This window comes from Altererythrobacter rubellus (assembly GCF_030284385.1).
In the GTDB taxonomy this organism is placed as follows: Bacteria; Pseudomonadota; Alphaproteobacteria; order Sphingomonadales; family Sphingomonadaceae; genus Erythrobacter; species Erythrobacter rubellus.
Window position 1 is genome coordinate 1,326,826 of record NZ_CP127221.1, and the last position, 25,635, is coordinate 1,352,460.

Annotated in this window: 20 protein-coding genes and 2 pseudogenes; 15 read left to right on the top strand and 7 right to left on the bottom strand. The window is 58.3% G+C overall.

Going from position 1 to position 25,635, the window contains the following annotated elements; genetic code table 11:
- Positions 1-17: 17 nt before the first annotated feature.
- Both QQX03_RS06765 and QQX03_RS06770 read right to left on the bottom strand, forming a co-directional pair.
- Positions 18-1,544: a class I adenylate-forming enzyme family protein gene (locus QQX03_RS06765; RefSeq protein ID WP_285975001.1), complete on the bottom strand. Its 1,527-nt coding sequence runs from the start codon at positions 1,542-1,544 to the stop codon at positions 18-20.
- Positions 1,545-1,566: 22 nt separating this feature from the next.
- Entirely contained in the window at positions 1,567-3,006 is a 1,440-nt protein-coding gene (locus QQX03_RS06770; protein ID WP_285975002.1) for a glutamate ligase domain-containing protein, read from the bottom strand.
- Positions 3,007-3,059: 53 nt separating this feature from the next.
- Here QQX03_RS06770 and QQX03_RS06775 point away from each other — a divergent pair, with 53 nt between their 5' ends.
- From QQX03_RS06775 to QQX03_RS06800, 7 genes and pseudogenes are all read left to right on the top strand, one after another.
- Complete coding sequence (locus tag QQX03_RS06775; protein ID WP_285975003.1) at positions 3,060-3,890, top strand: LD-carboxypeptidase; 831 nt, start codon at positions 3,060-3,062, stop codon at positions 3,888-3,890.
- 24 nt (positions 3,891-3,914) lie between these two features.
- Positions 3,915-4,853 carry an ACP S-malonyltransferase gene (gene fabD / locus QQX03_RS06780; RefSeq protein ID WP_285975004.1) on the top strand — a complete coding sequence of 313 codons (939 nt, stop codon included), beginning with the start codon at positions 3,915-3,917 and terminating at the stop codon, positions 4,851-4,853.
- A complete protein-coding gene (gene fabG, locus QQX03_RS06785) occupies positions 4,853-5,614 on the top strand; it encodes a 3-oxoacyl-[acyl-carrier-protein] reductase (RefSeq protein WP_285975005.1) in 762 nt (253 codons plus the stop codon). Before fabD ends, fabG begins: the two co-directional genes overlap by 1 nt.
- A gap of 166 nt (positions 5,615-5,780) precedes the next feature.
- Positions 5,781-6,908 (top strand): DNA polymerase III subunit beta, encoded by a 1,128-nt coding sequence (gene dnaN / locus QQX03_RS06790; RefSeq protein WP_285975006.1) that lies wholly within the window; start codon positions 5,781-5,783, stop codon positions 6,906-6,908.
- 48 nt (positions 6,909-6,956) lie between these two features.
- Positions 6,957-7,361, top strand: a complete 405-nt coding sequence (locus QQX03_RS06795; protein ID WP_285975007.1) for a hypothetical protein — start codon at positions 6,957-6,959, stop codon at positions 7,359-7,361.
- A gap of 54 nt (positions 7,362-7,415) precedes the next feature.
- Positions 7,416-7,574, top strand: a pseudogene (locus tag QQX03_RS11565) (glutathione S-transferase N-terminal domain-containing protein); the annotation flags it as partial.
- A gap of 359 nt (positions 7,575-7,933) precedes the next feature.
- Positions 7,934-9,016, top strand: a complete 1,083-nt coding sequence (locus QQX03_RS06800; protein ID WP_285975008.1) for a DUF2855 family protein — start codon at positions 7,934-7,936, stop codon at positions 9,014-9,016.
- Between the two features lie 570 nt (positions 9,017-9,586).
- Here the strand turns inward: QQX03_RS06800 and QQX03_RS06805 are convergent.
- Positions 9,587-11,341, bottom strand: a complete 1,755-nt coding sequence (locus QQX03_RS06805; protein ID WP_285975009.1) for an N-acyl-D-amino-acid deacylase family protein — start codon at positions 11,339-11,341, stop codon at positions 9,587-9,589.
- Between the two features lie 69 nt (positions 11,342-11,410).
- Between QQX03_RS06805 and QQX03_RS06810 the strand changes: the two genes are divergently transcribed.
- Positions 11,411-12,307 (top strand): alpha/beta fold hydrolase, encoded by an 897-nt coding sequence (locus QQX03_RS06810; protein WP_285975010.1) that lies wholly within the window; start codon positions 11,411-11,413, stop codon positions 12,305-12,307.
- On the opposite strand, the gene QQX03_RS06815 is transcribed toward QQX03_RS06810, so the two are convergent.
- From QQX03_RS06815 to QQX03_RS06825, 3 genes are read right to left on the bottom strand one after another with little or no spacing between them, the layout of a single operon-like run.
- A complete protein-coding gene (locus QQX03_RS06815) occupies positions 12,304-13,620 on the bottom strand; it encodes an FAD-dependent oxidoreductase (protein ID WP_285975011.1) in 1,317 nt (438 codons plus the stop codon). The two genes, QQX03_RS06810 and QQX03_RS06815, sit on opposite strands and share 4 nt — an antisense overlap.
- A 33-nt stretch (positions 13,621-13,653) precedes the next feature.
- Positions 13,654-14,538: an alpha/beta fold hydrolase gene (locus QQX03_RS06820; protein ID WP_285975012.1), complete on the bottom strand. Its 885-nt coding sequence runs from the start codon at positions 14,536-14,538 to the stop codon at positions 13,654-13,656.
- Positions 14,539-14,578: 40 nt separating this feature from the next.
- Entirely contained in the window at positions 14,579-16,273 is a 1,695-nt protein-coding gene (locus tag QQX03_RS06825) for an alpha/beta fold hydrolase (protein WP_285975013.1), read from the bottom strand.
- 683 nt (positions 16,274-16,956) lie between these two features.
- Here QQX03_RS06825 and lepA point away from each other — a divergent pair.
- Positions 16,957-18,774 (top strand): translation elongation factor 4, encoded by a 1,818-nt coding sequence (gene lepA, locus QQX03_RS06830; protein WP_285975014.1) that lies wholly within the window; start codon positions 16,957-16,959, stop codon positions 18,772-18,774.
- Here lepA and QQX03_RS06835 read toward each other — a convergent pair.
- A pseudogene (locus tag QQX03_RS06835) lies at positions 18,775-18,954 on the bottom strand (type IIL restriction-modification enzyme MmeI); the annotation flags it as partial.
- A 273-nt stretch (positions 18,955-19,227) separates the two neighbouring features.
- On the opposite strand from QQX03_RS06835, the gene QQX03_RS06840 reads away from it, so the two are divergent.
- The 6 genes from QQX03_RS06840 to QQX03_RS06865 all read left to right on the top strand — a co-directional run bounded on the left by QQX03_RS06840 (position 19,228) and on the right by QQX03_RS06865 (position 25,560).
- A complete protein-coding gene (locus QQX03_RS06840; RefSeq protein ID WP_432762814.1) occupies positions 19,228-20,034 on the top strand; it encodes an outer membrane protein assembly factor BamD in 807 nt (268 codons plus the stop codon).
- 285 nt (positions 20,035-20,319) lie between these two features.
- On the top strand, positions 20,320-20,928 hold the full coding sequence (locus QQX03_RS06845) for a Na+/H+ antiporter NhaA (protein ID WP_432762815.1): 609 nt from the start codon (positions 20,320-20,322) through the stop codon (positions 20,926-20,928).
- 90 nt (positions 20,929-21,018) lie between these two features.
- Positions 21,019-22,683, top strand: a complete 1,665-nt coding sequence (recN, locus tag QQX03_RS06850; protein WP_285975017.1) for a DNA repair protein RecN — start codon at positions 21,019-21,021, stop codon at positions 22,681-22,683.
- Positions 22,683-23,012 carry a hypothetical protein gene (locus QQX03_RS06855; protein ID WP_285975018.1) on the top strand — a complete coding sequence of 110 codons (330 nt, stop codon included), beginning with the start codon at positions 22,683-22,685 and terminating at the stop codon, positions 23,010-23,012. Before recN ends, QQX03_RS06855 begins: the two co-directional genes overlap by 1 nt.
- Positions 23,012-25,069: an NAD-dependent DNA ligase LigA gene (gene ligA, locus QQX03_RS06860; protein WP_285975019.1), complete on the top strand. Its 2,058-nt coding sequence runs from the start codon at positions 23,012-23,014 to the stop codon at positions 25,067-25,069. The genes QQX03_RS06855 and ligA overlap by 1 nt, the downstream gene beginning before the upstream one ends.
- Positions 25,066-25,560, top strand: coding sequence for a CinA family protein (locus QQX03_RS06865; protein ID WP_285975020.1), 495 nt, complete (start codon positions 25,066-25,068; stop codon positions 25,558-25,560). Before ligA ends, QQX03_RS06865 begins: the two co-directional genes overlap by 4 nt.
- Positions 25,561-25,635 lie beyond the last annotated feature (75 nt).

The window sequence follows — 25,635 nt, forward strand, 5'->3', positions numbered from 1 at the left end:
AGTTTACAACAACGATCCTAGGCCGCCTGATCGGGCGTGACCGGGCGCTGGCTTAGCTCCAGCCGCTGCAATTTGCCCAACATGTCGCGAGGTAACTGGTCAACAAACTCGATGTAGCGCGGGCGCTTGTATCCTGCGATCTGTGACTTGAATCGCGTGGTAATTTCCTCCCGGGTTAGCTCCATTCCGGGTTTCAGCACAACGAAGGCTTTTACCGCTTCGCCCCATTGTTGGTCCGGCACGCCGCAGCATCCCGCATCGGCGACTTCATTCATCCCTTGGAACACCGCATCGACTTCGGCTGGATAGACATTTTCGCCGCCGGTCTTGATCAGCTCCTTTGACCGGCCAAGCAGATAGACAAGCCCGTGCTCGTCCATCGTGCCCAGATCGCCGCTGCGCAGCCAGCCATGGCCGAGCGCGGCTTCGGTCGCATCAGGATTTCGCCAATATCCCAGCATCACAGTTGGCCCGCGCATGCAGATTTCGCCTTCTTCGCCGGGGGGCAGCTGGTTGCCATCCGGATCAAGCATTGTGAATTCGACATGCGGCATGGCCCAGCCGATCGAGCGCGGGTGATTACACATGTCGGGATAGTCGATGGCGGTGGCAAAACCGCAAATCTCGGTCTGGCCATATCCGCCAACCACCTCGCAATCCCATTCCTGGCCGAGGAATTCGTAGAGCGGGACAAAGCCCGGGCCAGCGCCGCCGGTGTAATTCGTCAGCGGGATCGCGCCATCGCGCAGCGGCTCCATCGCGCGCCATGGCAACAGAATTTGCGGGAAGGCGCTGGTGGTGGTGCAATCCTCACGGTGGAGCAGGTCGAGCATAGCCGCCGCGTCATCATCGCGCCCGGCAAACACCATCGCTCCGCCGCAAGCAATCATCGCCGCTATCTGTTGCATGCCCACGACATGGAACAGTGGGTTAACCGAGAGCAAGCGCTCGCGATGCATCCAGCCGCGGCGGGTGCACATGCCGAGCGCGGACGTTGCGACCGCGCTGGAGGCTTGCAGGCACCCCTTGGGCCGCCCCGTCGTGCCACTGGTATACATCATGTATAGAGGGCGATCGGGCGTTAGTTGAGGCAGCGTCTGGCGTGGCTGATCACTGGCGACGATGCTTTCGAACGCGCTTTGTGGATAGTGTTGCTCATCGACCAGCACCACTTCGCCGGCTTCGCTCTCACCAAGGAGGTGCTTGAAGCGCGCATTGGCGAACGTCAGGCTCGGCTCGGCATTGCCCATGATCCAGCCGATCTCGCCCGGGGCGAGCCGCCAGTTGAGCAGCACCGCAATCGCGCCGATCCGCCCGCAAGCGAGCAGAGAGGTGACAAATGGCGTACCATCGGTGAGGAGAAGCGCGACACGATCGCCCGCTCCAATACCTTTTGCGAGCAGCCAATGCGCAAGGTTCTCTACCCGCTGGTCGAGTTCGGCCCAGGTCAATCGTTGCAAGCCATCCACTGTCACTTCGCGGTTCGCGAGCCGCAGCGCATTGGCGCGGAACAGCGTGTCGAGGGAGAAATCGCGTGGTGTCATTCAGGCGGGTTAGCCGCCTGCGTCAATCTGCTCCATCATCGATTTTGCTCAGGATGGAGCGGGCAAAGCTTGTCAGCGTGTCGTCCCGCGCGCCCATCACCACGATCCGGTCGCCCGGTTGAGCGATTTGGGCAATCCTTGTGCCGCATTCCTCACGCGATGCGATGTGCTCTGCTGTTCCGCCCGCGTCTGTGATCATCGCGATGATCCGCTCGGTGCCTTCGCTGCGGTCGACCGTGCCGCCGAAATAGACCGGATCGCACATGATCGCGATGTCGTCGGCGTCCAGTTCACGGGCGAAAGTCTCGGCCAGTTCCGCGCCCATCTGGCGAAGCGGACCGTATCCATGCGGCTGGAAAAATGCGATCACGCGGCCGGGAGATGACTTGAGCGTGCGCAATGTCGCGGCGCATTTCTCCGGATTGTGGCCGAAATCGTCGATCACGGTCACGCCACTGCGCGAAGTGCCGATGATATCGAAACGGCGGGCCAATCCCGCAAAGCTCGCCAGCGCTTCTACCGCCACGCCAACCGGCACGCCTGCACAGGCTGCGCCTGCAATCGCGGCGAGTGCATTCGAGAGATTGTGCCGCCCAGGCATATGCAGGACCAGAGGGTGTTCACTGCCATCGTGGCGGTCCACCACCACGGCGGCTTGCCGGATCGGGCCATCGGCAATGCTCCCCGGCACGATGCCGATTTGCGCTTTTTCCTGTTCGATTCCGAAGGTGATCACTTCCTTTGCATGCGGTAGCAGTGCGAGCGCCTCTGCATCGTCGGCATTGATTGCGGCGATCCGGCTGCGGTGAAGATATTCCGCGAAAAGCACGCGCAGTTCGTCCATGCTCTTGTGGTCGAGGCTGACGTTTAGCAACACGCCGACAGCAGGGCGATAGAGCGCGATCGAACCGTCGCTTTCATCTACTTCGCTGACGTAAATGCTGCGTCCGCCCACAACCGCGCTGGCAATCGGGTGATCTTCAGTGACGAAGTTCTTCACCACCGCGCCGTTCATGATCGTTGGCCCGCGGCCCGCGGCATGCATGATCCAGCCTAGCATGCCGGTAACGGTCGATTTGCCGCTGGTGCCGGCAATCGCGATCCCCGCACCGCTGGTGTTGAACAGGATAGAGTTCAATTCTGCGCGGGTCAGCTTCAAGCAGCCAAGCTCTTTCGCCCGCACCATTTCGGGCACGGTGTCTTCCACTGCGGCGGAAGCGACGAGGATTTGATCCTTGGAGGTGATCCCGCTGCCATCTTGCGAGAACAGCTTGAAACCCTGAGCTTCGAGCGCAGCAAATTTCTCAGGCGTGCGGCCCTGATCACGCGAACGGTCAGAGCCTGCCACTTTCGCGCCTTGCCCGGCCAGGATTTGCGCCAGCGGCAGCATGCCTGAACCGCCAATCCCGCAAAAGAAAAAGGGACGCTGCAATAATTCGTCATAGGTGGGGAATTCACTCATACGCGGTGCGGTATTGAGTTGTGCGCAGCAAGACAAGCGGGCACAGTAGCAAGATGACCAGAATTGCTGTCTGTGCACCTGCCACTGCGATCACCCGCGAGCATGCCGAAGCGGCCGAAGCGCTGGTGGCTGACGAATTTCCGCAGCATTCGATCCATTTTCACGAGCAGTGCTTTCTGGGCGCCGGGCATTTCGCGGGAACGGATATCGAGCGGCTCGAAGCCTTGGTCGAATTGGCCAATGACCCGCAATATGACGCTATCTGGTTCGCCAAGGGCGGTTATGGTTCCAACCGGATTGCAGAAGCCGCTGTTGCCCGAATGAACGCGGCTGCACGCGCGAAGACTTATGTCGGCTTTTCCGACATGGGTTATTTGCTCGCAGCCTTCTATCGGCACGGCATCGGCCAACCGGTCCACGGCTCGATGCCGGTCAGCGCGCGAAGCCAGACTGGCCGCGAAGCAGTGCGGCGCGTGTTGCGCTGGTTCTCGGGTGATGGCAGCGGGCTGGAGCCGAGCCTTGATGGGCAAACTCCCGCAGTTGCATTTAACCTCATCACGCTTGCGATGATCGTCGGGACACCACTGATGCCCAAGCTGGACGGGCATGTCGTGATGGTCGAGGAAGTGAGCGAACATCTCTATTCGGTTGACCGGCTGTTTTTCCACATCGCCAATGCGCTGCCCCGGATTGCGGGCTTGAGGTTGGGCAGCGTTACCGCTGTTCCTGAGAATGATCGCGAATTCGGGCAAGAAGCTGAAGATATTACCAAATTCTGGTGCGCGCGAGCCGGAATACCCTATCTTGGACGGGCACAGATTGGCCATACGGCAGAGAACCGGATTGTGCCCTTTGGCCTTGCGAGTCCGCCGACCGGCGACTAACCGGCTCCGCAAGAGGAGACGTTGATGAGAGCTTTCATTTTTCCAGGGCAGGGCAGCCAGAAGGTTGGCATGGGTGCCGAACTTACTGAAGCCAGCGTTGCCGCGCGTGAGGTTTTCGAAGAGGTAGATGAAGCGCTGTCGCAAAAGCTTTCCGCGATCATGCGCGACGGCCCCGAAGATCAGCTGACACTTACTGAAAACGCTCAGCCCGCGATCATGGCCAATGCGATTGCGACCTTGCGTGTGCTTGAGCGCGAATTCGGCGTGTCGCTGGCAGAGAAGGGCTCTTGCGTGGCAGGCCATTCGCTGGGCGAATATTCGGCGCTGTGTGCGGTTGGCGCATTCTCGCTGGCTGACACTGCGCGGCTGCTGAAACTGCGCGGGCAGGCGATGCAAGCAGCTGTTCCGGTTGGTGTGGGCGCGATGGCGGCCTTGCTTGGTGCTGACATCGATAAAGCTACTGCCTTGGCTGAAGCTGCCGCTGACGGGGAAGTCTGCGAGGTTGCCAATGACAACGACCCAACTCAGGTCGTGATCAGTGGCCATAGAGGCGCGATTGACCGCGCGATTGCGCTTACCAAAGAGCACGGCATCAAGCGCGGGATTGCGTTGCCGGTGTCCGCACCCTTCCATTGTTCGCTGATGCAGCCTGCAGCTGACCGTATGGCCGAAGCCTTGGCAGCGACACCACCGGGCGCATTCAGCTTACCGGTTTTTGCCAATGTGACGGCGGCGAAGGTCACCGATCCGGCAGAGGAACAGCGCTTGCTGGTGGAACAGGTTACCGGCCGGGTTCGCTGGCGTGAAAGCGTGCTGGCAATGCGCGATGACGAGGTGGAGCACTTCGTTGAATTGGGTGGTAAGGTGCTTGGGCCGATGGTTGGCCGGATAGACAAGGTAGCTTCAACTTCCAGCCTTATCACAATGGAAGATATAGAGAATTTTGCGAAGGAGATCGCCTGATGTTCTCATTGAATGGCATGAATGCGCTGGTTACCGGCGCAAGTGGCGGGATTGGCTCGGCGATTTGCAAGGCGCTGGCTGGCCAAGGTGCACGGCTGGCCATCTCAGGATCAAATGCAGCCAAGCTTCGCGCGTTTCGCGATCAACTCAACGACGAATATGAGCACGACAATGGTGAGCATGTGGAGATTACCTGCAACCTGTCTGACACCACACAGGTCGAAGAACTGATTCCGGCCACGCTCGATACGCTGGGTGGGATCGATATTCTCGTCAACAATGCGGGTATCACGCGCGATAATCTCGCATTGCGGATGAAGGATGAGGAATGGGACGATGTGATCCGCATCAACCTCGAATCGACCTTCCGCCTGATGCGTGCCTCTGCCCGACCGATGATGAAGAACCGCTTTGGCCGGATCATCTCGATCACCAGTGTGGTCGGCGTTACGGGTAACCCGGGTCAGATGAACTATGCCGCTGCCAAGGCGGGCATCGTCGGTATGACCAAGAGCTTTGCGCAAGAAGTTGCGAGCCGCGGCATTACCGCCAATTGCATCGCGCCGGGCTTCATCCGTACCGCCATGACCGATCAATTGCCCGACGCGCAGAAAGAAGCGCTTAACGCCCGCATCCCTATGGGACGCATGGGCGAGGGCGACGATATCGGCGCTGCAGTGGCGTTTCTGGCCAGCCGCGAGGCCGGCTACATCACCGGCGAGACCATGCACGTAAACGGCGGCATGGCGATGTTGGGTTGATTTGTCCGGGATTGGGGCAGAATTTCCCCTTTTTCCCCAAGGAATCGCCGCTCAAAGCCGCATGAACTTGCCGCCTTTGCTGCTTGCGCTAAGGTCAGTCACGGTTTTCCGGCGCTGGGGAGCGATTCCGGCCCTCAGTGCGCACTAGAAGGATTGAGTAGGACCGATGAAGGCCACAATCGAACGCGCGACGCTGCTGCGTTGTCTCTCTCACGTTCAGTCGGTGGTAGAGCGCCGCAACACTATCCCCATTCTGTCAAATGTTCTGATCGACGCGAGCGACGGCGGCACGCTGAAAGTGATGGCGACTGACCTTGATCTGCAAGTGGTCGAGAACATGGCCGCGGCCTCAGTGGAAACGCCCGGTGCGATCACTGTATCTGCACACTTGCTGTTCGACATCGCACGCAAACTGCCCGAGGGCAGCCAGGTAAGTCTGGAGACAGCCGACAATCGCATGGAAGTTAGAGCAGGGCGCAGCCGCTTCAAGCTGCCCACTTTGCCGCGCGATGATTTCCCGGTCATTGTTGAGGGCGACCTTCCGACAAGTTTTGAACTACCAGCCAAACTATTGGCCGAGTTGATTGACCGCACGCGGTTTGCCATCTCGACCGAGGAAACACGGTACTATCTCAACGGTATCTTCCTGCATGTTACGGACGATGATCAACCTGTGCTGAAAGCTGCAGCGACCGACGGCCATCGTCTTGCGCGCTTCACGCTTGCTCGTCCCGATGGCGCGGAAGGCATGCCTGACGTTATCGTGCCTCGTAAAGCCGTGGCCGAATTGCGCAAACTGCTGGAAGAATCCATGGACGGTAACGTCCAGATCGATCTGTCTGCCAGCAAGATCCGCTTCACGCTGGGCGGTGAAGGCGGTGTTGTTCTGACCAGCAAACTGATCGACGGGACTTTCCCTGATTACAGCCGTGTTATTCCGACAGGCAATGATAAGCTGCTGAAAGTCGATCCAAAAAGCTTTTTCCAAGGCGTCGATCGTGTGGCAACAATTGCCACGGAGAAAACCCGCGCGGTCAAGATGAGCCTGGATGCAGACAAGGTCACTCTTTCCGTCACTTCGCCTGACAATGGCACTGCAGCGGAAGAGCTGGCGGCGGATTACAGCGCGGACCCGATCGAGATTGGCTTCAACGCCAATTACCTGAAGGATATTCTGAGCCAGATCGACAGCGACACGGTGGAGTTACACCTTGCCGATGCCGGCGCGCCAACGCTGATCCGCAAGGATGACAAGAGCCCGGCGCTCTATGTTCTGATGCCAATGCGGGTATAGCATTGGAATAAAGTGATTTATTAAGGCCAAGGGCTTTAGGGCGATTGCATGAAACATATCATTCTTGCGATCGCCTTGGGCCTATTGCCCGCTTCACTTCATGCTGAGAAAGCTTCCACCGCTCAAGATCCCATTCAGGATGCCAGCCCCGAACAGGACCTCGACTGCGCAATATTTTTCGCGTTGGTCGGTGGTAAGTCAGAGGGAAGCCGGCAAGCTGGAGTCATTGCGGCTATGTCTTATTTTATCGGACGCTTTGAAGTAGTGTCGGAGATCGATTTCAGTACCGCCGCTGCTGAACATCTGGAGCTTGCGAGCCTGGCAGAGATCATTGCTGAGAGCGATGACTGCATTTCCCGGATGGAAGCGTTCTCGGTAAGACTGAATGAGTTCGGCGATGCCTTTAAGGGCTTGCAGAGCGAACTCGATAACGCAGATTCTTCGGGCGAATAAATAGTGACCGCCGAAGTCCGTATCTTTGGCACCGTCATTTAGACCTATACCCGCATCGTTCAGATCACCTGCGAAGAGGCGGGCCTTAGCCACGAGACGGTCCCCACTCCCGCGCATTCGCCGCAAAACCGCCATCCATTCGGCAAGGTTCCGGTGGTGGAATTTGACGGGCTCGAACTGATCGAAAGCGTCAGCATCACCCAGTATCTCGACAACGCTCATAGCTCCGGCGCATTGCAGCCACGCGACCCTGCGGCACGCGCGGTGATGGATCGCTGGATCGCGAAAAGATTGAACAAGCGCTGCCCTATATGTCCCGCGCATTGGCATTTCTGGATGCCGAAATCGCAAAGGATGGCGCCTGGGCAACAGGCAGTTTCGACCTGGCAGATTTCTTCCTCTACTGCGTTTAGCGCGGCGTCCAGCTGACCCCGCAGGGCAAGGTCGGGATCGCGCAATGCCCGCATTTGTCAGCGTGGATGGCCGTGACTCAGCAACGCGAATCAATCCGTCCAACACGCTGGGAAACCGAGCCGGAATAGGTTAGGCAGGGTTCAAGAGGAGACCCGAATATGCCGACTCAAGTCCATGTAGGCCGCGATGATCTGAACTCCGCCACACTGGTCGAAGGGCCCTCGACCAAGCTTGCAGATGGCGCGGTGCGGCTGGAGGTCGAAAGCTTCTCGGTCACATCCAACAATATCACTTACGCAGTGGTGGGCGAGCAAATCGGCTATTGGAAGTTTTTCCCTGCGCCGGATGGCTTCGGCATCGTACCCATGTGGGGTCACGCCAAAGTGATCGAGAGCAACTCGGATGAAATTGCCGTGGGTGAGCGTGTCTATGGCTATCTGCCAATGGCGTCGCATCTCGACGTGGTGCCCGGCAAAGTCTCGGCCAGTGGCTTCGTGGATATGACTGACTATCGTCAGCCGCTGCCGCCGATTTACAACCAGTATTCGCGCCTCAATGCCGATCCCGAACATGATCTGGCCCGCGAAGGCGAACGTATGATCTTCGGGCCGCTGTTCAAAACCGGTTTCCTGATCGACTATTTCATGCGCAGCGAAGGTTGGTTCGAGGCAGACCGGGTTATCATGACCAGCGCCTCTTCCAAGACCGCGATGGGCCTCGCCAGCGTCGCCAAGCAGAATTCGCCGCATATAAAGCGCATTGGACTGACATCGGAAGGCAATGTCGATTTTGTCGAGGCGACGGGTCTCTATGATCAGGTGTTCGCTTATAAAGAGGTCGGGCGGATGTCGCTTGGCCCAGCGGTGTCGGTCGATTTCGCCGGGAATGGCAAAGTGCTGGCGAACATTCACGAACACTTCGGAAAGAATCTGAAATACTCATGTCTTGTGGGTGTTACGCATATCGAGCAGCGCCGCGGGCCAGCGGGTGAAGCGGGTGGACTTCCTGGACCGACGCCTACGCTGTTCTTTGCACCTGACCATGCGGTTGCCCTGTTCAAGGAGCACAGTCCGCAGGATGCCGGCGCTATGATGGCCAAGGCGTGGAAAGGCTTCCTTGCCGATGTTGGTGACAGTGTAACGATCGAGAAGCACTCAGGGCTGGAAGCCGCGCGTCAGACCTATCTGGAGATGGTCGGCGGCAAGGTCGATCCCTCACAAGGGATCGTGATCGAACCTTAGGTGCGCGTGCCGCGTCTCCCGTTGGCCAGTTTCGTTGGCTCGTGAATGTCTGCTTTTGGGGTGGAAAGCGGACATTGCCATGTTCCAATCCTAGTCTTAGGCTTTGTCGACTAAGGAGGAGCGAATGCGGACGCTATTGATTGTCGCTGCAGCGGCATGCATTTAATTGACTGGCTGCACTGATGTTGCATCAGAAACAGAAAGCTCAGGGGCAGTTGAAGACAACACAGAACGTAACAAACGCCTAGCGCGGGAGTTCTACGAGAACCTATGGTTTGAGCAAAACACCGAAGTCTTCGCAGACTATGTAGCCGATGAATATGTTATCCATGACATCGGGGATACCAAAGGTGCGATGCCGACCGAGCCCGCTGTTACTCAGAAAGAGATAGCAGATCGCTTTCATAGTTTCGGCAAGATCACCGAAATCTGGAACCATCAGCACGATGTTAGTCTTCCAAGACCACCTGGAGGATCAAGGCCAAACTAGCCAAAGTTAGTTGGCTGCTGGCCAGAAATGTCCGCAATTGGGTCGTTAGCGGTCTGTCCGCTTTCGTCCCCCTTTTCAATCTATTCAGCCGCTTCAGCCATTTCCGCTCGTTGTGGTCCGCGGATAAGGCCGCCGGGTGTCTCGCCGGTCCATTTGCCGTCGCGGAAGGTTACGTGGCCGTTCTTGATCGTGCAGACATAGCCATCCGCCTTTTGCAGCAAGCGCTTGCCGCCGGCGGGTAGGTCAAATGCCAGCCACGGTTTGCCCAGCTTCAGCCGATTCATATCAATTACGTTGAGATCCGCCAGATAGCCCGGCGCGATGATCCCGCGATCTTCCAGCCCATAGAGCCGGGCGGTGTCCCAGCACTGGCGCTTGATCGCATTCTCCAGGCTGATCTTATCCCCGCGCTTGCGATCGCGGACCCAGTGCTCAAGCATGAATGTGGGTGAAGCGGCATCGCAAATCGTGCCGCAATGCGCGCCGCCATCGGACAGCGAATTCACTGTGTCATCGGCGTGTTGCAGCGGGTGGAGGAAATCGAGATTGCCATCCGCATAGTTCAGGATCGGCAGGTAGATGAAACCCTTGCCATCGTCCGCGCACAGCATGTCATAGGCATATTCCTGAGGGTCGATCCCGGCCGCTTGAGCGCGGGCATTCACGCTGGCTGACGCATCCGGTTCGTAATCAAAATCGGGGTCCATTTCGTACTGGAGCGCCCAACCTTGGGTGATCACCATAACCACGCCGATAATGTCCATTGGCGCTTCGGAATAATCATTGGACTCGCTCAGCAATCGCGCTTTGAACGCCGGGTCGAGCAGCCTAGCTTTTTGTTCCTCCCACGGAAGTTCGCTGATCGCTTGCCAGCTGGGGCGATACACGAAGGGGTTCACAGTACCTTGCCATGCCATGATGATGCCGTTGCCGCGCAGCGCAATCTGCGCGACGATGTTGGCGCCATTGTCATTTTCTGCACGCATGGTTTCGATCTGCTCTTTGAGCGGCATTTCCTTGGCGATGGATTCCAGCGCAGCGAAGGTGACGGGCAGGCCGGTCTCGCGGCTGAGATTGCCCATCCATTCGAACTCGTTCCAATCGCGGTTGAGATCGCTCGCCATTTCGAACACGCCATGGCCTGCGCGGCCCATAGCACGGCCGATCTCGATCAGTTCTTCCTTCGTCGCAGTCGTACCGGGTACGAGTTCTCCATCGACCGATTTGTGCAGCACTGTACGGCTGGTGGAGAAGCCAAGCGCGCCCGCGCGAACCCCTTCCTCTACGATCCGGCTCATCTCTGCGATGTCTTCATTTGTCGGAACGGCGCCGGGTTGTTCGCGGTCACCCAACACGTAAGCACGCACGGCACCATGCGGCACATGCGTGCCCACATCGACCGCGCGCGGCATTTTCTCCAGAGCGTCGAGATACTCAGGGAAGGTTTCCCAGTCCCATGTAATGCCTTCGGCAAGCGCGGTTCCGGGAATGTCCTCCACCCCTTCCATCAGGCTGATCAGCCATTCGTGCCGGTCTGGCTTGGCAGGCGCGAAGCCTACGCCGCAATTGCCCATCACGACGGTTGTCACTCCATGCCAGCTGGAAGGGGCCATTTCCGGGTCCCAGGTGGCTTGGCCGTCATAGTGGGTATGGATATCGACGAAGCCCGGGGTCACAACCATGCCGGTCGCGTCGATTTCTTCTGCTGCATTGCCAGTCACATCGCCGACTTGCGCGATCAAGCCATCTTTGACGGCGACATCGCCTGTAAAGCGCTCCTCGCCCGTACCATCGACAATGGTGCCGCCGCGAATAATCAGATCGAACATGGCCATCGAAACTCTCTCCAATTTCTGTTTGAAACTTACATAGCACAGCGAAACGCCTGATGCTAAGCTCGCACAATGGACAGGCAAACAAGCTGGGAGCCCGCGCCGGATAGCGGGATTGCGATCAAGTGGCTCGAGGCGAACGGGCTGACCTTTGAGGTCGCTGAGGCAGGGCAGGGCGACAAGCTCGCGCTGTGCCTGCATGGCTTCCCTGAGCTGCACTTTAGCTGGCGACACCAGATGCCTTTGCTGGCGGAGATGGGGTACTGCGTGTGGGCACCCAATATGCGCGGTTATGGCGAGACGACACGCCCGCCGAACAAGAAGGACTATCGGCTCGACAACCTGACTGCTGACGTTGCAGCGCTGATCGATGCCAGCGGCGCGAAGGAAGTGACGCTGATAGCGCATGACTGGGGCGCGATCGTTGCTTGGCAGTTTGCGATACAGAAGCTTCGCCCGCTGACCCGGCTTGTGGTCATGAACGTGCCGCATCCGCTGTGTGCGCGGCGCGAACTCAAGACCTGGAAGCAGCTGAAGAAGAGCTGGTACATATTCTTTTTCCAGTTGCCCAAGCTGCCCGAGATACGGCTGGGCCAGAACGAAGCCGCGGCGATCGGCCGACTTTTTCGTGAGACTTCGGTCAACAGGGAGCGCTTTACCCGAGAGGAAAGCGAGCCCTATCGCAAGGCGGCGGCCAAGCCCGGTGCGTTGACTGCCATGTTCAATTATTACCGCGCGCTGCTGCAGACGCCCGACGCGCGCCAGATCGGCGATGGCAAGGTGCATGTGCCGACGCTGGTCATCTGGGGCGAACAGGACGTGGCGATCGACATTGCCTGCCTCGATGGCACGGGGGACTATGTCGATGATCTGACCGTGCGCCGCTATCCGCATGCATCACACTGGGTGCAGCAGGACATTCCGGATGAGGTGAATGCGGCGCTGAAAGACTGGTTGCCGCCGGCCTAGTTCTTTGCGCGGATCATCGCTTCGACATCGACGAATTTCTCGCGCGGGGCGCCTTCGCGCGCGGCGCGTTCTTCGGCCTCTTCGATCTTTTTCCAGTCGCGGAATGTAACCACATCCAATCCGCGCTCTGCAGCGATGGCATCAAACCCCTCGCGCCCCTTCTTGTCCGCCCGCCCAAGCGTGCCCGCATCGATATCCTCTGCGATCTTCTCGACGACGCTGTAGCCGTCGGGGCGATTGGTGCCGATGGTGCCGGATGGACCGCGCCTGGCCCAGCCAACGCAATAGATTCCGCGCAGGATGCGCCCTTCGTCATTGGCAAACTTGCCCGCGCGTTCGTCAAACGGCACGTCGGGAATGGGGGAGGAGCGATAGCCGATGCAGCTGACCACGATATCGGCCGGCACGGTGTACATTTCGCCCGTTCCTGTCGCGCGGCCTTGATGCACTTCGGTTCGTTCAACCTTTACCCGCTGAACCTTGCCATCACCTTCAAAGCCTTGCGGGCTGGCGAACATATCGAAATGGATTTCGATCGGTTTTTCGGCATGCACACTTTCAGGAATGGCTGCGAAGCTGCGCAAATGATTGACCGATTTTCGCAGGCCCGGTTCCAGGAGCATGTCTTCCTCTTCTTCGGGCAAGTCATCGCGATCAACCCGCGGCGAGGCACGTTCGAGCGCCGCCAGCTCACCCAACTCCTTAGGCGTCATCATGATCTGATGCGGGCCGCGGCGGCCCAGGATTGTAATGGCCTTGACGTTTGAGGCTATAAGGCTTTGCAATGCGTACGTAACGATGTCTGCGCCTTCAAATTCCGCTTCGGTCTTGGACAATATCCGTGCGACGTCGAGCGCCACATTGCCCATTCCGATCACGACCGCATGCTGGCCGGAGAGATCCGGGTTGAGGTCGTTAAATTGCGGATGGCCGTTATACCAGCCGACAAAAGCAGCGCTGTCGAAAATGTTGCTCAGATCCTTGCCGGGTAGATCCAGTTCGCGATCATTGGGCGCACCTGTTGCGAGAATGACGGCATCATACAACTGCATCAATTCGGGCACGGTAACATGCTCGCCGACTTTGACGTTACCGATGAAACGCACATTCTCGTTGAGTGCAGTCTTCTCGTAACGGCGCGAGACGCCTTTGATCGATTGGTGATCCGGTGCAACGCCAAAGCGGATCAGGCCATAAGGTACGGGCAGCATGTCGAAAATGTCGACTTGCACGTCATCACCCCAAAGCTTCTGCGCCGCTTCTGCGGTGTAATAACCTGCCGGACCTGAACCGATTATCGCAATGTGCCGCATGATGAACTCTCTCCCCCCATGCGGCTCAATGACTTAGGCCGCTTTTGCTTTCTCTTGCTGCTCCGGCTCGTCAAGGAAGCGGTGAATAGCTTCGACGCATTCATCACTGTGGCTGAGCAGGAACAGATGCCCGCCACCACGCAGAACCAGCAATTCACTGTTCGGAATGAGTTTGTCGAGGAACCAGCCATTAGTGAGCGGCACGATGTGGTCTTCGTCGCCCATCATAATCAACGTCTTCTTGCGCATGAACGGTAAAGCGGGCACGCTGGTCCAACCAAGCATTGCCATCAATTGGTAGAAATATCCGCGCGGGGAAGGGGGCTTTAGCCGATGGATGTGCTCCATCTTGTTCATCGCCTTGCCCAATGCCCCGCCGTACAGCGTCTGGAAGTGCTCTTCCATAAAAGCAGAATCGATATAGCGGCGCGGATCCGCCATCTTGCTGAGCGAAGCGGGATTTCCTGGCATCATGATCATGCCCGCTGTTGTGGCGGCCAGGATAAGGCGGCGCGTGCGGCCGGGGTGCTGGATGGCGAAATGCTGTGCCATGGCGCCGCCCCAGCTGACACCCATCACATCGACCTTGTTGAGGCCCAGCTTGTCGAGAAGCTGCGTGGTCGTCCAAGCCATAGTGACGGTGTTGTAAGGGACAACCGGCTCGGGTGAGCCACCAATGCCCGGCATATCGAACATGATGAAAGCGCGATCAGGCAGCGCCTCAGCCAATGGTGCGACCGCTTCGATATTGGCGCCAATGCCGTTGAAAAACAGGATCGGCAAGTGCTCGCTTGGCTGATCCAGTCGCCAAGTCGCAACACGCAGCGTTCGCCCGCCAACGCTTTCCATCGTGATGGTTGCATCGCGCATCGCTTCGTCGAGCGCCTCATCCAGCAATTTTTCGCGTTTGTCCGCCAAATTTCCGTCCTGTCCTGCGACCCCTACAGGGGACTTTTGGTTATCTTTCTTCCACTACGTAGAGACCGGGGGCCGGATCCAGAGGTTTATACTCTTCGTTCCCCAGTTCTGTTGGAGCGGATTTCATTTTGCCGGAGCGCTTTTTCATCCATTCCATCCAGTACGGCCACCAGCTGCCGGCCACTTCCTCCGTGCCTTGCAGCCATTCGTCAGCGGTTTCAGGCAGCTTGCCTTTCTTCTTCTGAACGAAGTATTTGGCCTTGGGATTGCCCGGAGGGTTCAGGATCGCCTGCATGTGACCTGACTGCGAAAGCACATAGGTGACGTCCTTGGAGCCAAACAGATTGGTCGAGCGATAGGTCGCCTTCCATGGGGTGATGTGATCCGTCACGCCGCCCAGAATGAACATGTCAGAGGTGGCCTTGCTGAGATCAATCTTGTGGCCGGCCATCTCGACCTCGCCCTTCTTCGTGAAGGCGAGCGTTTCGAACAGGGTCAGGAAATCGCCCATCAGGCTGGCGGACAGATTTGTCGCGTCAGAATTCCAGTACAGAACGTCAAACGCGGGTGGATCTTGCCCCAGCAGATAGTTGTTGATAACATAGTTCCAGATCAGATCATTGGGCCGCAGCCATGCGAAACCGCGCGCCAGATCATCGGCTTTTATGATGCCTTTTTTCGCTGCGCGCTGTTTAGCTAGCTTCATGCCATTCTCAGATACCAGAGAACCGGCTTCGATATCGCGCTCTTTCGGGTGGAGCACGCAAACCATCAGCGTCAGCGAGCCGAGGATGTCATTCTTTTGGGCGGCCAGTTTGGACGCGAGCACGCTGGCGGTTTGGCCGCCAGAACAGCCCGCGGATACATTGACCTTCTTCGAGCCTGTAATGTCGCTGACCGCTTGTATCGCTTCTTCGCAAGAGCGGATGTAATCATCCATGCCCCAGAAGCCCTGTTCCTTGGACGGGTTGCGCCAGGAGATAACGAAGGTCTGAATACCGTGATCGACCTGATATTTGATTACTGACTTCTCCGGAGAAAGGTCATTGATATACATCTTGTTGATCTGCGGCGGGATTGTCAGCTGAGGGATCTCGTGCACTTCATCCGTGGTCGGCGCGTAATGCACCAGCTCGAACATCTCGGTGCGGTGTACGACAGAGCCCTTTGATGTCGCTATATTCTCGCCCAGCTTGAATGGCCGCTTGTCGACCTGGCTGACCATTCCCTTGTTTTCGGTGATGTCCTTGTATGCGTTTTGCAAACCCTTGATCAGCGAAAGGCCACCACTGTTGATCACCTGCTTTTGTGCAACCGGGTTGCCAACCAGTGTGTTGGTGGGGGCCAGGCTATCGATGATGATGTTGGAGATGAAGTTCGCGCGGTCTCGCTCGAGATCATCCAGCTCCAGTTCCTGAAGCCAGTTCGACATACCCTTTTGCACGGCAAGATAATATTGCGCGCCGGCCCGGAAAAACGGGTTGTACTGCCAGGCCGGGTCCATGAAGCGCTTGTCTTTGGGATCGGGTGCGAGATCGGATTTGCCGGTCATGATCTTGACCATGTCTTCGCCCATGGTTTGGGCGTGTTTCATCAGGCGCTTGGGGTCAGACGCACTTTCGCGCAGCAATACCGCGACGGCACCCACAAAATCTTCTCTTGCAACGCCGATGAGCGGCCCCAAAGCATTGGTTGACTGTGCGGCTTCCTTTTCGAGTTTGCTACTCTGCGACATGCTGTATCCCGGCAAATGCAAAAAGACGTCAAATTTGAGCGTCCTAGATGACGCAACGGAAGCAAATTGGCAAGTTCTCAAAATAGCAGGGAAACCGGATCAACTTGTCGCGACCGCCATAGTTATCGGTTTGGCAAGAAATTTCCTTTACCTGCGATAACCAGAAACACGGTCATCCACCAAATGATCAGGCAAGAGCAAAGTTAAGTTGGCGAGGCCGCTTTCAGCTTTGAGAGAAATGATCGCCAATCGTCGGCAAGCCGCAATTCAATTCGTTTGGCGAATTCACGGGCTATCGCGGTAGCGCCAAAGATATCAGGCATAGTCGCACGGAGGCGGCTGCGAATGACCGTCGCACACAGGTTGATACGTTGACGGGCCTTGCAAACAAGACCCAGATCAAGCGCTCTCTCTCCCACAACTTGCGTGTATTTCGAAACACAAAGTAATCCTGTGCTGTGCTGATGATCAATCTCGATCGTTTCAAGCAGGTCAACGAAACACTGGGCCAGGCGGCGGATTGGGCAATGGGGCGAGCGTGCCGAAGTTCTCTTATGCCCCTGTCGGTTCCTACGAAGCAGCCTAATTTACCGCATTGCATGCATTCGGCGGGCTGACATGCCGGACAAGGGCGGCTAAAGGCGTCGCAAAGCGCTATTTCGCGCGAACAATTAGCGACAAAAATGACTGACCTCTCCAAAATACGCAATTTCTCGATCATTGCTCACATCGATCATGGCAAATCCACGCTGGCGGACCGCATGATTCAGCATTGCGGCGGTTTGACCGAGCGTGAAATGTCCGAGCAAGTGCTTGATAATATGGACATCGAGAAAGAGCGCGGCATCACGATCAAGGCGCAGACCGTGCGGCTCAATTACACCGCCAAGGATGGCGAGACGTATGAGCTCAACTTGATGGACACGCCGGGCCACGTCGACTTTGCCTATGAGGTTTCGCGTAGCTTGGCCGCTTGCGAGGGCGCGCTGCTGATCGTGGACGCGGCGCAAGGCGTGGAAGCGCAAACGCTCGCCAACGTCTATCAATCGATCGAGCATGACCATGAAATCGTGCCTGTGATCAACAAGATTGACCTGCCCGCGGCCGAGCCGGAGAAAGTCCGCGCCGAGATCGAGGATATCATCGGCCTCGACGCGTCAGAAGCCGTGCTCACCAGCGCCAAATCGGGCATCGGCATCGAGGACGTGCTGGAAGCGGTCGTCGCCAAGATCCCCGCACCATCGGGCGATCGCAATGCGCCGCTCAAGGCCAGCCTCGTCGACAGCTGGTATGACCCTTACCTCGGCGTGGTGATCCTGGTTCGCGTGATCGACGGTGTCATCACCAAGGGGCTGAACGTCAAATTCATGCAGGGCGGCACACAGCACCTGATCGACCGGGTCGGCTGCTTCACCCCCAAGCGCACAGACCTGCCCGAAATCGGCCCCGGCGAAATCGGCTTCATCACCGCGCAAATCAAAGAGGTGGAGCAAGCCCGCGTGGGTGACACCATCACCACGGTGAAGGGCGGGGCGAACGAAGCGCTGCCCGGATACAAGGAAGTGCAGCCGGTGGTGTTCTGCGGCCTGTTCCCGGTGGATGCGGCCGAGTTCGAGAAACTGCGCGAGAGCATCGGCAAGCTGCGCCTCAACGACGCCAGCTTCAGCTATGAGATGGAAAGCAGCGCGGCGCTCGGCTTCGGCTTCCGCGCGGGTTTCCTTGGCCTGTTGCACCTTGAGATCATTCAGGAGCGCCTGAGCCGCGAATACGACCTCGATCTCATCACCACCGCGCCTTCGGTGGTGTACCGCGTGCACCTGTCAAAATCGAAGAATGAAGACGCCAAGGTGATCGACATTCACAACCCCGCCGACTGGCCCGACGTCAACCGGATCGACATGATCGAGGAGCCGTGGATCAAGGCGGTGATCTACACGCCCGATGAATATCTCGGCGCGATCCTGAAACTGTGTCAGGACCGGCGCGGCATCCAGACTGACCTAACCTACGTGGGCGGCCGTGCGCAGGTGACTTACGAGCTGCCGCTGAATGAAGTGGTGTTCGATTTCTATGACCGGCTGAAAAGCATCTCTAGAGGGTATGCCAGCTTTGACTATGAACAGATTGGCCTGCGCGAAGGCGATCTGGTGAAGATGAACATTCTGGTGAATGCAGAGCCGGTCGATGCTCTATCGCTGATCGTGCACCGCAACGTAGCGGAAGAGCGCGGGCGCGGCATGTGTGAACGGTTGAAAGACCTGATCCCGCGCCACCTGTTCAAGATCCCGATCCAGGCAGCCATAGGGGGCAAGATCATCGCGCGCGAGACGATCGCCGCGCTGCGCAAGGATGTGACCGCGAAATGCTATGGCGGCGACATTACGCGTAAGAAGAAACTGCTCGAGAAGCAGAAGAAGGGCAAGGCCCGCATGCGCGAGTACGGAAATGTTAGTATTCCGCAGGAGGCCTTTATTGCAGCGTTGCGGATGGGTGAAGAGTAGCTACTCGCCCTTCCGCTTCCGCTTCCGCTTCCGGTTCCGGGCGGTGCGCTTGTTCTGCTTTTCGGCATCGGAAAGCGGGTTCAACAGCTTTTCGTAGAGGCCGAAGAGGTGCTCGACCCGGTCACGGTCGCTGTCGAAGGGCGCGCGGCGGTAGAGCCGGTCCACCGCCTGATCGAGCGCCTTGTGCGCCTTGCTCGATCAAACAGTGCATCTGTGATCGATTGGATTTTGGCGCTTGGACAGTGCTCCATGTGTTCCATCCTGTTGGATTTGGGGAGGGGAGGCTTTGTGTTCCGCGCGCCATCCGGCGCGCAATATCCTCGCGCAAGCGCTGCGGGCGCCCAGTCGGGCTTTGACTGCCGTGACCAAGAGGAGAATTCGTCACACCTATCTACACAAACCCTCTCAACTTCACTTGGCGTTCAGGGGCGCGCTGGTTATAGGCCATCTCTTATGACAAGAGAGAAACGCGTGACATTCAAACCCGTTCTTGCTGCCGCGATGGCTGGCGCAACCTTGCTGACCGCTGCTTGCGCGGGCTCTGGCGGATCGACCAATGAAGACGTGGCCTATGTCGCGCGCGATGTGGAAACGCTTTATTCAGAGGCGAAGTCGCGGCTGGATAACGGCAACACGCGGCTTGCAGCGGCGCTGTTTGACGAAACCGAGCGTCAGCACCCCTATTCGCCCTGGGCGCGCCGCGCGCAGTTGATGAGTGCGTTCAGCTATTACGTGGCGCAGGATTACAACGCGGCAATCTCCAGCGCGCAGCGGTTCCTCTCGATCCACCCGGGCAACAAGGATGCGCCTTACGCCTATTACCTGATCGCGCTGTCCTATTACGAGCAGATCAGTGACGTGTCGCGTGACCAGTCAATCACAGAGCAGGCGCGGGTTGCGCTGCGCGAAGTGGACCGCCGTTTCCCGACCAGCGAATATGCCGCCGATGCGCGCTTGAAGCTGGACCTCGTCAACGATCACCTTGCGGGCAAGGATATGGAGATCGGCCGCCATTACCAGCGCAACGGGCAATGGCTGGCGGCGACATTGCGTTTCCAGAACGTGGTCAACGAATATGAGACGACCAGCCACACGCCCGAAGCGCTCTATCGTCTGACTGAAAGCAGCCTGGCGTTGGGTGTGCCGAGCGAAGCGGTGAAATATGCCGCGGTGCTGGGCACGAACTATCCGGGTAGCAAGTGGTATGAAAAGGCATTTGATCTGGTGCAGGAATATGCGCCGGGCGCCACCGCGAGCTAGGCCGAAAAGGCCGCTTCAAGAAATCTGACCGATTTCATCCGATTTTCGGAAACCCTGCGCTGCGTTCTGCATTATACGGGTGCGGGCCGGGCCGCTCTGGCAAGATCACCCAATTGATCTTGTGATGTCGGACCGCATCGGATTGCCGGTGCAGCGCTATTGGGTCCTTGTGACCCTCCCTTTCCGCCCAATGCCTCATCGGCAGTCCGATCCCACTTGAACGAATTTTCGACAGAGCGAGATTTAGACATGGTATCCCGAATTGCGCCGATGCTGCGCGACTTCATGCAAAAAGAGAGCGCTGGCGGCATCACGCTGATTTTCGCCGCGTTTGCTGCTCTCGTCATCGCGAACAGTCCGCTGCTGGGTGCTTACAAGTCGTGGCTGGACATTCCGATCGTGGCCGGCTTTGGCGGTTTCGTGATCGACAAACCATTGCTTCTATGGGTCAATGACGGCCTGATGGCGGTGTTCTTCTTCCTGATTGGCCTGGAAGTGAAGCGCGAAGTGCTGATCGGGCTTGATCCGATGGATGCGCTCGCGCCGTTGCCACTCGGCATCGCATTGGGCCTGTTGATCGGCAAACAAGCGGGCATTCTGGGGTTCGCCTGGTTGGCGGTGAAAACCGGCATCGCCAGCCTGCCAGAGAGTGTGAACTGGCGGCAGATCCACGGATTGTCGCTGTTCGCCGCGATCGGCTTTACCATGAGCCTGTTCATCGGCAATTTGGCCTTTGCTTCGCCAGAGCAAGTTGATGCAGTGAAACTGGGTGTGCTCTCAGGCTCCACCATTGCAGCGATTGCCGGTTTCTTCCTGTTACGTTCGGCGCTGCCGACAGCGGAAGAAGCGCAAGCCATGGCAGACCCGGAAGCCAAGGCGGAACCCGCCGAATAAGGCCGGTCTCTAGTCAACAAGGAAAAATCCACAAGAGGGGCGCGCGCCAAGCGGTGACGCGCCCCTTTTGCTGCGCTAGAGATAGGCGCAATGCTCACGCGATTATCCATCAGAAACATTGTTCTTATCGAAGCGCTCGATCTGGATTTCGGGAGCGGGCTGGGCGTGCTGACCGGAGAGACAGGCGCGGGCAAGTCAATCCTGCTTGATGCGTTGGGCCTGGTTCTGGGCGACCGCGCAGATAGTGGCCTCGTGCGCGTAGGGGCAGACAAGGCCAGCGCGACTGCCAGCTTTGAATTCGCCAAATTGCCGGCTTCTATTGCCGAAACGCTCGACGATGCGGATATCGAATTGGAACCGGGCGAGCCGTTGATCATTCGTCGTCAGTTGAAAGCAGATGGCGGGAGCAAGGCGTTCGTCAATGACCAGTCGGTTGGTGTGGCGCTGCTGCGTGAGATTGCGGGGGCATTGGTGGAATTGCACGGCCAGCATGACGATCGCGGATTGGTCAATCCGCGCGGTCATCGGGCTTTGCTCGATCGCTATGCCGGGACCGACGTCGATGGCCTTGCTACCAAATGGCGAGAGTGGCGCGCAGCTGAAGAGCGGTTGGAGGCTGCACGCGGCCAGGTTGAGCAGGCGAAGCTCGATCAGGATCTGTTGATCGCGCATCTGGCCGAGCTCACGTCGCTAGAGCCGCAGGCTGGCGAAGAGGCGCGGCTCGCGGAAACACGCGCAACCATGCAAAAGGGTGAGAAGCTTTCCGGCGATCTGGAGGAGCTGCGGCACATCTTGGAAGGATCGGATTCGCCGCTTGCAAGTTTGCGGGTTGCGGCGCGCAAGCTTGACCGGATTGGCGGAGAGCATCCCTTGCTGGCCGAAGCCTTGGCGGCACTCGATCGCGCTGTAATCGAGGCAGGCGAGGCGGAAGACAAATTGGCTGCGGCAGCTGAAGCACTGGTTCACGATCCGCAAGCTTTGGATGAGGCCGAAACCCGGCTGTTCGAATTGCGCGCGCTGGCCCGCAAGCATCGCTGCGAGGTTGACGAATTACCTGAAAAGATGCGCGAAATGCGCAGCTTCCTGAATGCGATCGAAGGCGGCGAGGCTGAGCTGGACGCGCTGGAAGATGCCGCGCGCAAAGCGAGCGAAGCCTATGCCACGAAGGCAGAGGCCGTTCACAAGGCGCGATTGGCAGCCGCGAAGAAGCTGGACAAGGCAGTCGCGGCTGAACTTGCGCCATTGAAACTGGATGCCGCGCGTTTCCTGACCGCGATGGGCAAATTGCCGGAAGAGAAATGGGGAGCAGGTGGGATCGACAGCGCCGAATTCCTGATCGCGACCAATCCGGGGGCGGACTTTGCACCGTTGAACAAGATCGCCTCTGGCGGCGAGCTGTCGCGCTTTATCCTAGCGCTAAAAGTCGCGTTGGCAGAGCAGGGCGGGGCCGCAACGGTGATTTTTGACGAGATTGACCGCGGCGTGGGTGGTGCAGTCGCGAGCGCGATTGGCGAGCGGCTGGCACGGCTGGCGGATGGCGGACAACTGCTCGCTGTGACACACTCACCACAAGTCGCGGCGCGTGGAGGCACGCACTATCTGATCGCCAAATCTTCATCCGGCACGGTTACCAAGACCAGCGTCGCGCTGCTCAATGAGGCTGGGCGGCAGGAAGAGATCGCGCGGATGCTTAGCGGCACTGAAGTTACGCCTGAAGCGCGTGCACAAGCGGATCGTTTGCTGGAGGGTGCGTGATGGAGCCGTGGACGCTTGAGAACAGTGTGATTAGGCTGCTTGCGGGAATACATAAACTGGCAGCAAGCCTCGCGCTGTTTCTGCTCACAATTGTCGCGCTTATTGCGATTGTGAGTTTGGGTGATTTTCTGTTCAATCCAGAGCCAGTAACGTTCGTCGGCGTATGGACTTTCATCTGGATATTTTGCGGGGTAACAGCTGCTGCGGCTAACTTTGTTTGGTCGTTGACTGCGTTTCGAGATCCAAATTGGAGAGCGATTGGCAAGGTTACAGCGTTATCATTAGCAATTTTGGTTGTTAGCCCGGTAATTTGGACCGCTTGGCTGTAATGGGTATTTCCGAAGCAGATGCCGCCAATGAGCTGATGCGGTTGGCGCGGCAGATCGCTAAGCATGATCGGCTGTATCATGCCGAGGACGATCCGGAGATCAGCGATCAGGAATATGACGCGCTGGTGCGGCGCAATGCCGAGTTGGAAACGCAATTCCCGCATCTCGTTCGCGATGACAGCCCGTCGAAGAAAGTGGGGCATGCGGTCTCGTCGTCTCCTCTAGGCAAAGTGACGCATGAAGCCCGCATGATGAGCCTCGACAACGGATTTTCCGACGAGGAGATCCATGAATGGGTTGCACGGGTGCGGCGTTTCCTGTCGCTGCCTGACGACGAGCCGGTTGCGATAACGGCTGAAGACAAGATTGACGGGCTGTCCTGCTCACTCCGTTACGAGAGCGGAAAGCTGGTGCGTGCGGCGACGCGCGGAGACGGGCAGGTTGGCGAAGATGTCACCGCGAACGTCGCATATATCGCTGACATTCCGCAGGAACTGAGCGGCGATAATGTGCCAGACCTTTTCGAAGTTCGCGGCGAAGTTTACATGTCGAAGCAGGACTTTGCTGCGCTCAATGCTGCGCAGCATGAAGCGGGCGGCAAGCTGTTCGCGAACCCGCGCAATGCCGCGGCGGGATCCTTGCGGCAGAAGGATGCGAGCGTGACCGCGCGGCGGCCCTTGCGCTTCTGGGCCTATGGCTGGGGCGCGGCGAGCGAGGTTCCGGGGGATACCCAGCATGCTGTGATGTTGCAGATCGAGGCATGGGGTTTCCCCCTTTCGCCTTTTCTGACTGTCACTAATAGCGTTGAGGACATGCTGGCCCACTATGCAGAGATTGGCCGCCAGCGTCCTGATCTGCCCTATGAGATTGACGGGGTCGTCTACAAGGTGGATCGGCTCGACTGGCAGCAACGATTGGGTTTTGTGGCAAAGGCTCCGCGCTGGGCGCTGGCGCACAAGTTTCCAGCCGAACAAGCGGAGACGACACTTGAGGCCATCGACATTCAGGTTGGCCGCACTGGCAAGCTGACGCCGGTTGGGCGGCTCGCTCCGGTCATGGTCGGCGGGGTCACGGTCACCAATGTCACGCTGCACAATCGTGACGAGATCGCGCGCCTCGGCGTGCGGCCAGGGGATCGCGTGGTCGTGCAGCGGGCGGGCGACGTGATCCCGCAGGTTGTCCGCAATCTGACGCCAGAGGTTGAACGCGAAGCTTATCTCTTCCCCGATGCGTGCCCCGAATGTGGCAGCGAAGCGGTGGCCGAAGAGAGCGAAGTCGATGTGCGCTGCACCGGGGGGCTGATTTGCCCGGCACAACGCACCGAACGCCTAAAGCACTTCGTCAGTCGCAAGGCGCTCGATATTGACGGGCTTGGCGAGAAGACCATCGATCAATTCTTTGCTTTGGGCTGGCTCGAGAGTCCGGCAGATATTTTCCGCCTAAAGGATCGAAAGGACGCGATTTTGGCGCTCGAAGGGTGGCAGGATAAGTCTGTGGATAATCTGTTGGCTTCTGTGGAGAACAAGCGCGAGCCCGATGCGGCGCGGCTGCTGTTCGGACTGGGCATTCGTCATGTTGGCGAAGTCACCGCGCGCGATCTGATGAAGAATTTCCACGAACTTCCGGCGCTTCGCCAGGCAGCCGAGCAAGCGCGCGCAGGCGATGAAGATGCACTATCCGAAATCACCTCGATTGATGGTGTAGGCGGCGCGGTGGTCGAAGCCTTGGGTGACTTCTTTCACGAGCCGCACAATGTTGAGGTGTGGGAAGACCTGCTTAGCCTGGTCAGCCCGCCACCTTACATCGTAGAGACGCTCGATAGCCCGGTGGCGGGCAAGACCGTGGTCTTTACTGGCAAGCTGGAAACCATGAGCCGCGACGAGGCCAAGGCGCAGGCTGAAAGGCTCGGTGCAAAGGCAGCCGGCAGTGTAAGCGCAAAGACCGACCTGCTGGTCGCGGGACCGGGCGCGGGGAGCAAACTGAAGAAAGCGGCAGAGCTTGGCATCGAAGTGATTGATGAGGCGGGTTGGGCCGAAATCGTGGCGGCGGCTGGATGAGTCTGCTGAATGAACTCTACTCGCAAGCTGCACGGATTGCCGAACTACTCAAGGTACGCGGCGAAAAGATCGCCGTCGCTGATGGCGCGACAGGCGGCCTGATCGCGGCGAGCTTGCTTACCGTGCCGGGTGCGCTGGACTTCTTCGTAGGGGGCGGGGTGGTCTATTCGCTGCGCGCGCGCGATGTGCTGTTTAATCAACCGCGTGAAGCCTACAAGGGGATGCGCGGCGCGAGCGAGGATTACGCGTTGCTTCAGGCCCGCTCTATCCGTGATAATTTCGGTGCGGAATGGGGCATTGCCGAAAGCGGATCGGTTGGCGGTTCATCACACCCCAGCGGCGCACCGGGGGGGCGAAGCTGTGTTGCCATTGTAGGGCCGGACGGGTTCGAAGTTACGCGTATCACTGAAACGCAAAGCGACGCGCGGATCGCCAATATGGAGGCTTTTACGCGCGCCGCTCTGGGCGCTTTGGAAGATTGCCTGGCATGACAGCTTCATCTTTCTTAGAGCGTTCAATTCGACAAGCAACATTGACCTTGCCAGGCACTTCGTCTTGATCTGCGT

Excerpts from the sequence above, each read along its gene's own strand:
- QQX03_RS06765 (WP_285975001.1), bottom strand. The coding sequence starts at position 1,544 with ATGACACCACGCGATTTCTCCCTCGACACGCTGTTCCGCGCCAATGCG.
- QQX03_RS06770 (WP_285975002.1), bottom strand. The coding sequence starts at position 3,006 with ATGAGTGAATTCCCCACCTATGACGAATTATTGCAGCGTCCCTTTTTC.
- QQX03_RS06775 (WP_285975003.1), top strand. The coding sequence starts at position 3,060 with ATGACCAGAATTGCTGTCTGTGCACCTGCCACTGCGATCACCCGCGAG.
- fabD (WP_285975004.1), top strand. The coding sequence starts at position 3,915 with ATGAGAGCTTTCATTTTTCCAGGGCAGGGCAGCCAGAAGGTTGGCATG.
- fabG (WP_285975005.1), top strand. The coding sequence starts at position 4,853 with ATGTTCTCATTGAATGGCATGAATGCGCTGGTTACCGGCGCAAGTGGC.
- dnaN (WP_285975006.1), top strand. The coding sequence starts at position 5,781 with ATGAAGGCCACAATCGAACGCGCGACGCTGCTGCGTTGTCTCTCTCAC.
- QQX03_RS06795 (WP_285975007.1), top strand. The coding sequence starts at position 6,957 with ATGAAACATATCATTCTTGCGATCGCCTTGGGCCTATTGCCCGCTTCA.
- QQX03_RS06800 (WP_285975008.1), top strand. The coding sequence starts at position 7,934 with ATGCCGACTCAAGTCCATGTAGGCCGCGATGATCTGAACTCCGCCACA.
- QQX03_RS06805 (WP_285975009.1), bottom strand. The coding sequence starts at position 11,341 with ATGGCCATGTTCGATCTGATTATTCGCGGCGGCACCATTGTCGATGGT.
- QQX03_RS06810 (WP_285975010.1), top strand. The coding sequence starts at position 11,411 with ATGGACAGGCAAACAAGCTGGGAGCCCGCGCCGGATAGCGGGATTGCG.
- QQX03_RS06815 (WP_285975011.1), bottom strand. The coding sequence starts at position 13,620 with ATGCGGCACATTGCGATAATCGGTTCAGGTCCGGCAGGTTATTACACC.
- QQX03_RS06825 (WP_285975013.1), bottom strand. The coding sequence starts at position 16,273 with ATGTCGCAGAGTAGCAAACTCGAAAAGGAAGCCGCACAGTCAACCAAT.
- lepA (WP_285975014.1), top strand. The coding sequence starts at position 16,957 with ATGACTGACCTCTCCAAAATACGCAATTTCTCGATCATTGCTCACATC.
- QQX03_RS06840 (WP_432762814.1), top strand. The coding sequence starts at position 19,228 with ATGACAAGAGAGAAACGCGTGACATTCAAACCCGTTCTTGCTGCCGCG.
- QQX03_RS06845 (WP_432762815.1), top strand. The coding sequence starts at position 20,320 with ATGCAAAAAGAGAGCGCTGGCGGCATCACGCTGATTTTCGCCGCGTTT.
- recN (WP_285975017.1), top strand. The coding sequence starts at position 21,019 with ATGCTCACGCGATTATCCATCAGAAACATTGTTCTTATCGAAGCGCTC.
- QQX03_RS06855 (WP_285975018.1), top strand. The coding sequence starts at position 22,683 with ATGGAGCCGTGGACGCTTGAGAACAGTGTGATTAGGCTGCTTGCGGGA.
- ligA (WP_285975019.1), top strand. The coding sequence starts at position 23,012 with ATGGGTATTTCCGAAGCAGATGCCGCCAATGAGCTGATGCGGTTGGCG.
- QQX03_RS06865 (WP_285975020.1), top strand. The coding sequence starts at position 25,066 with ATGAGTCTGCTGAATGAACTCTACTCGCAAGCTGCACGGATTGCCGAA.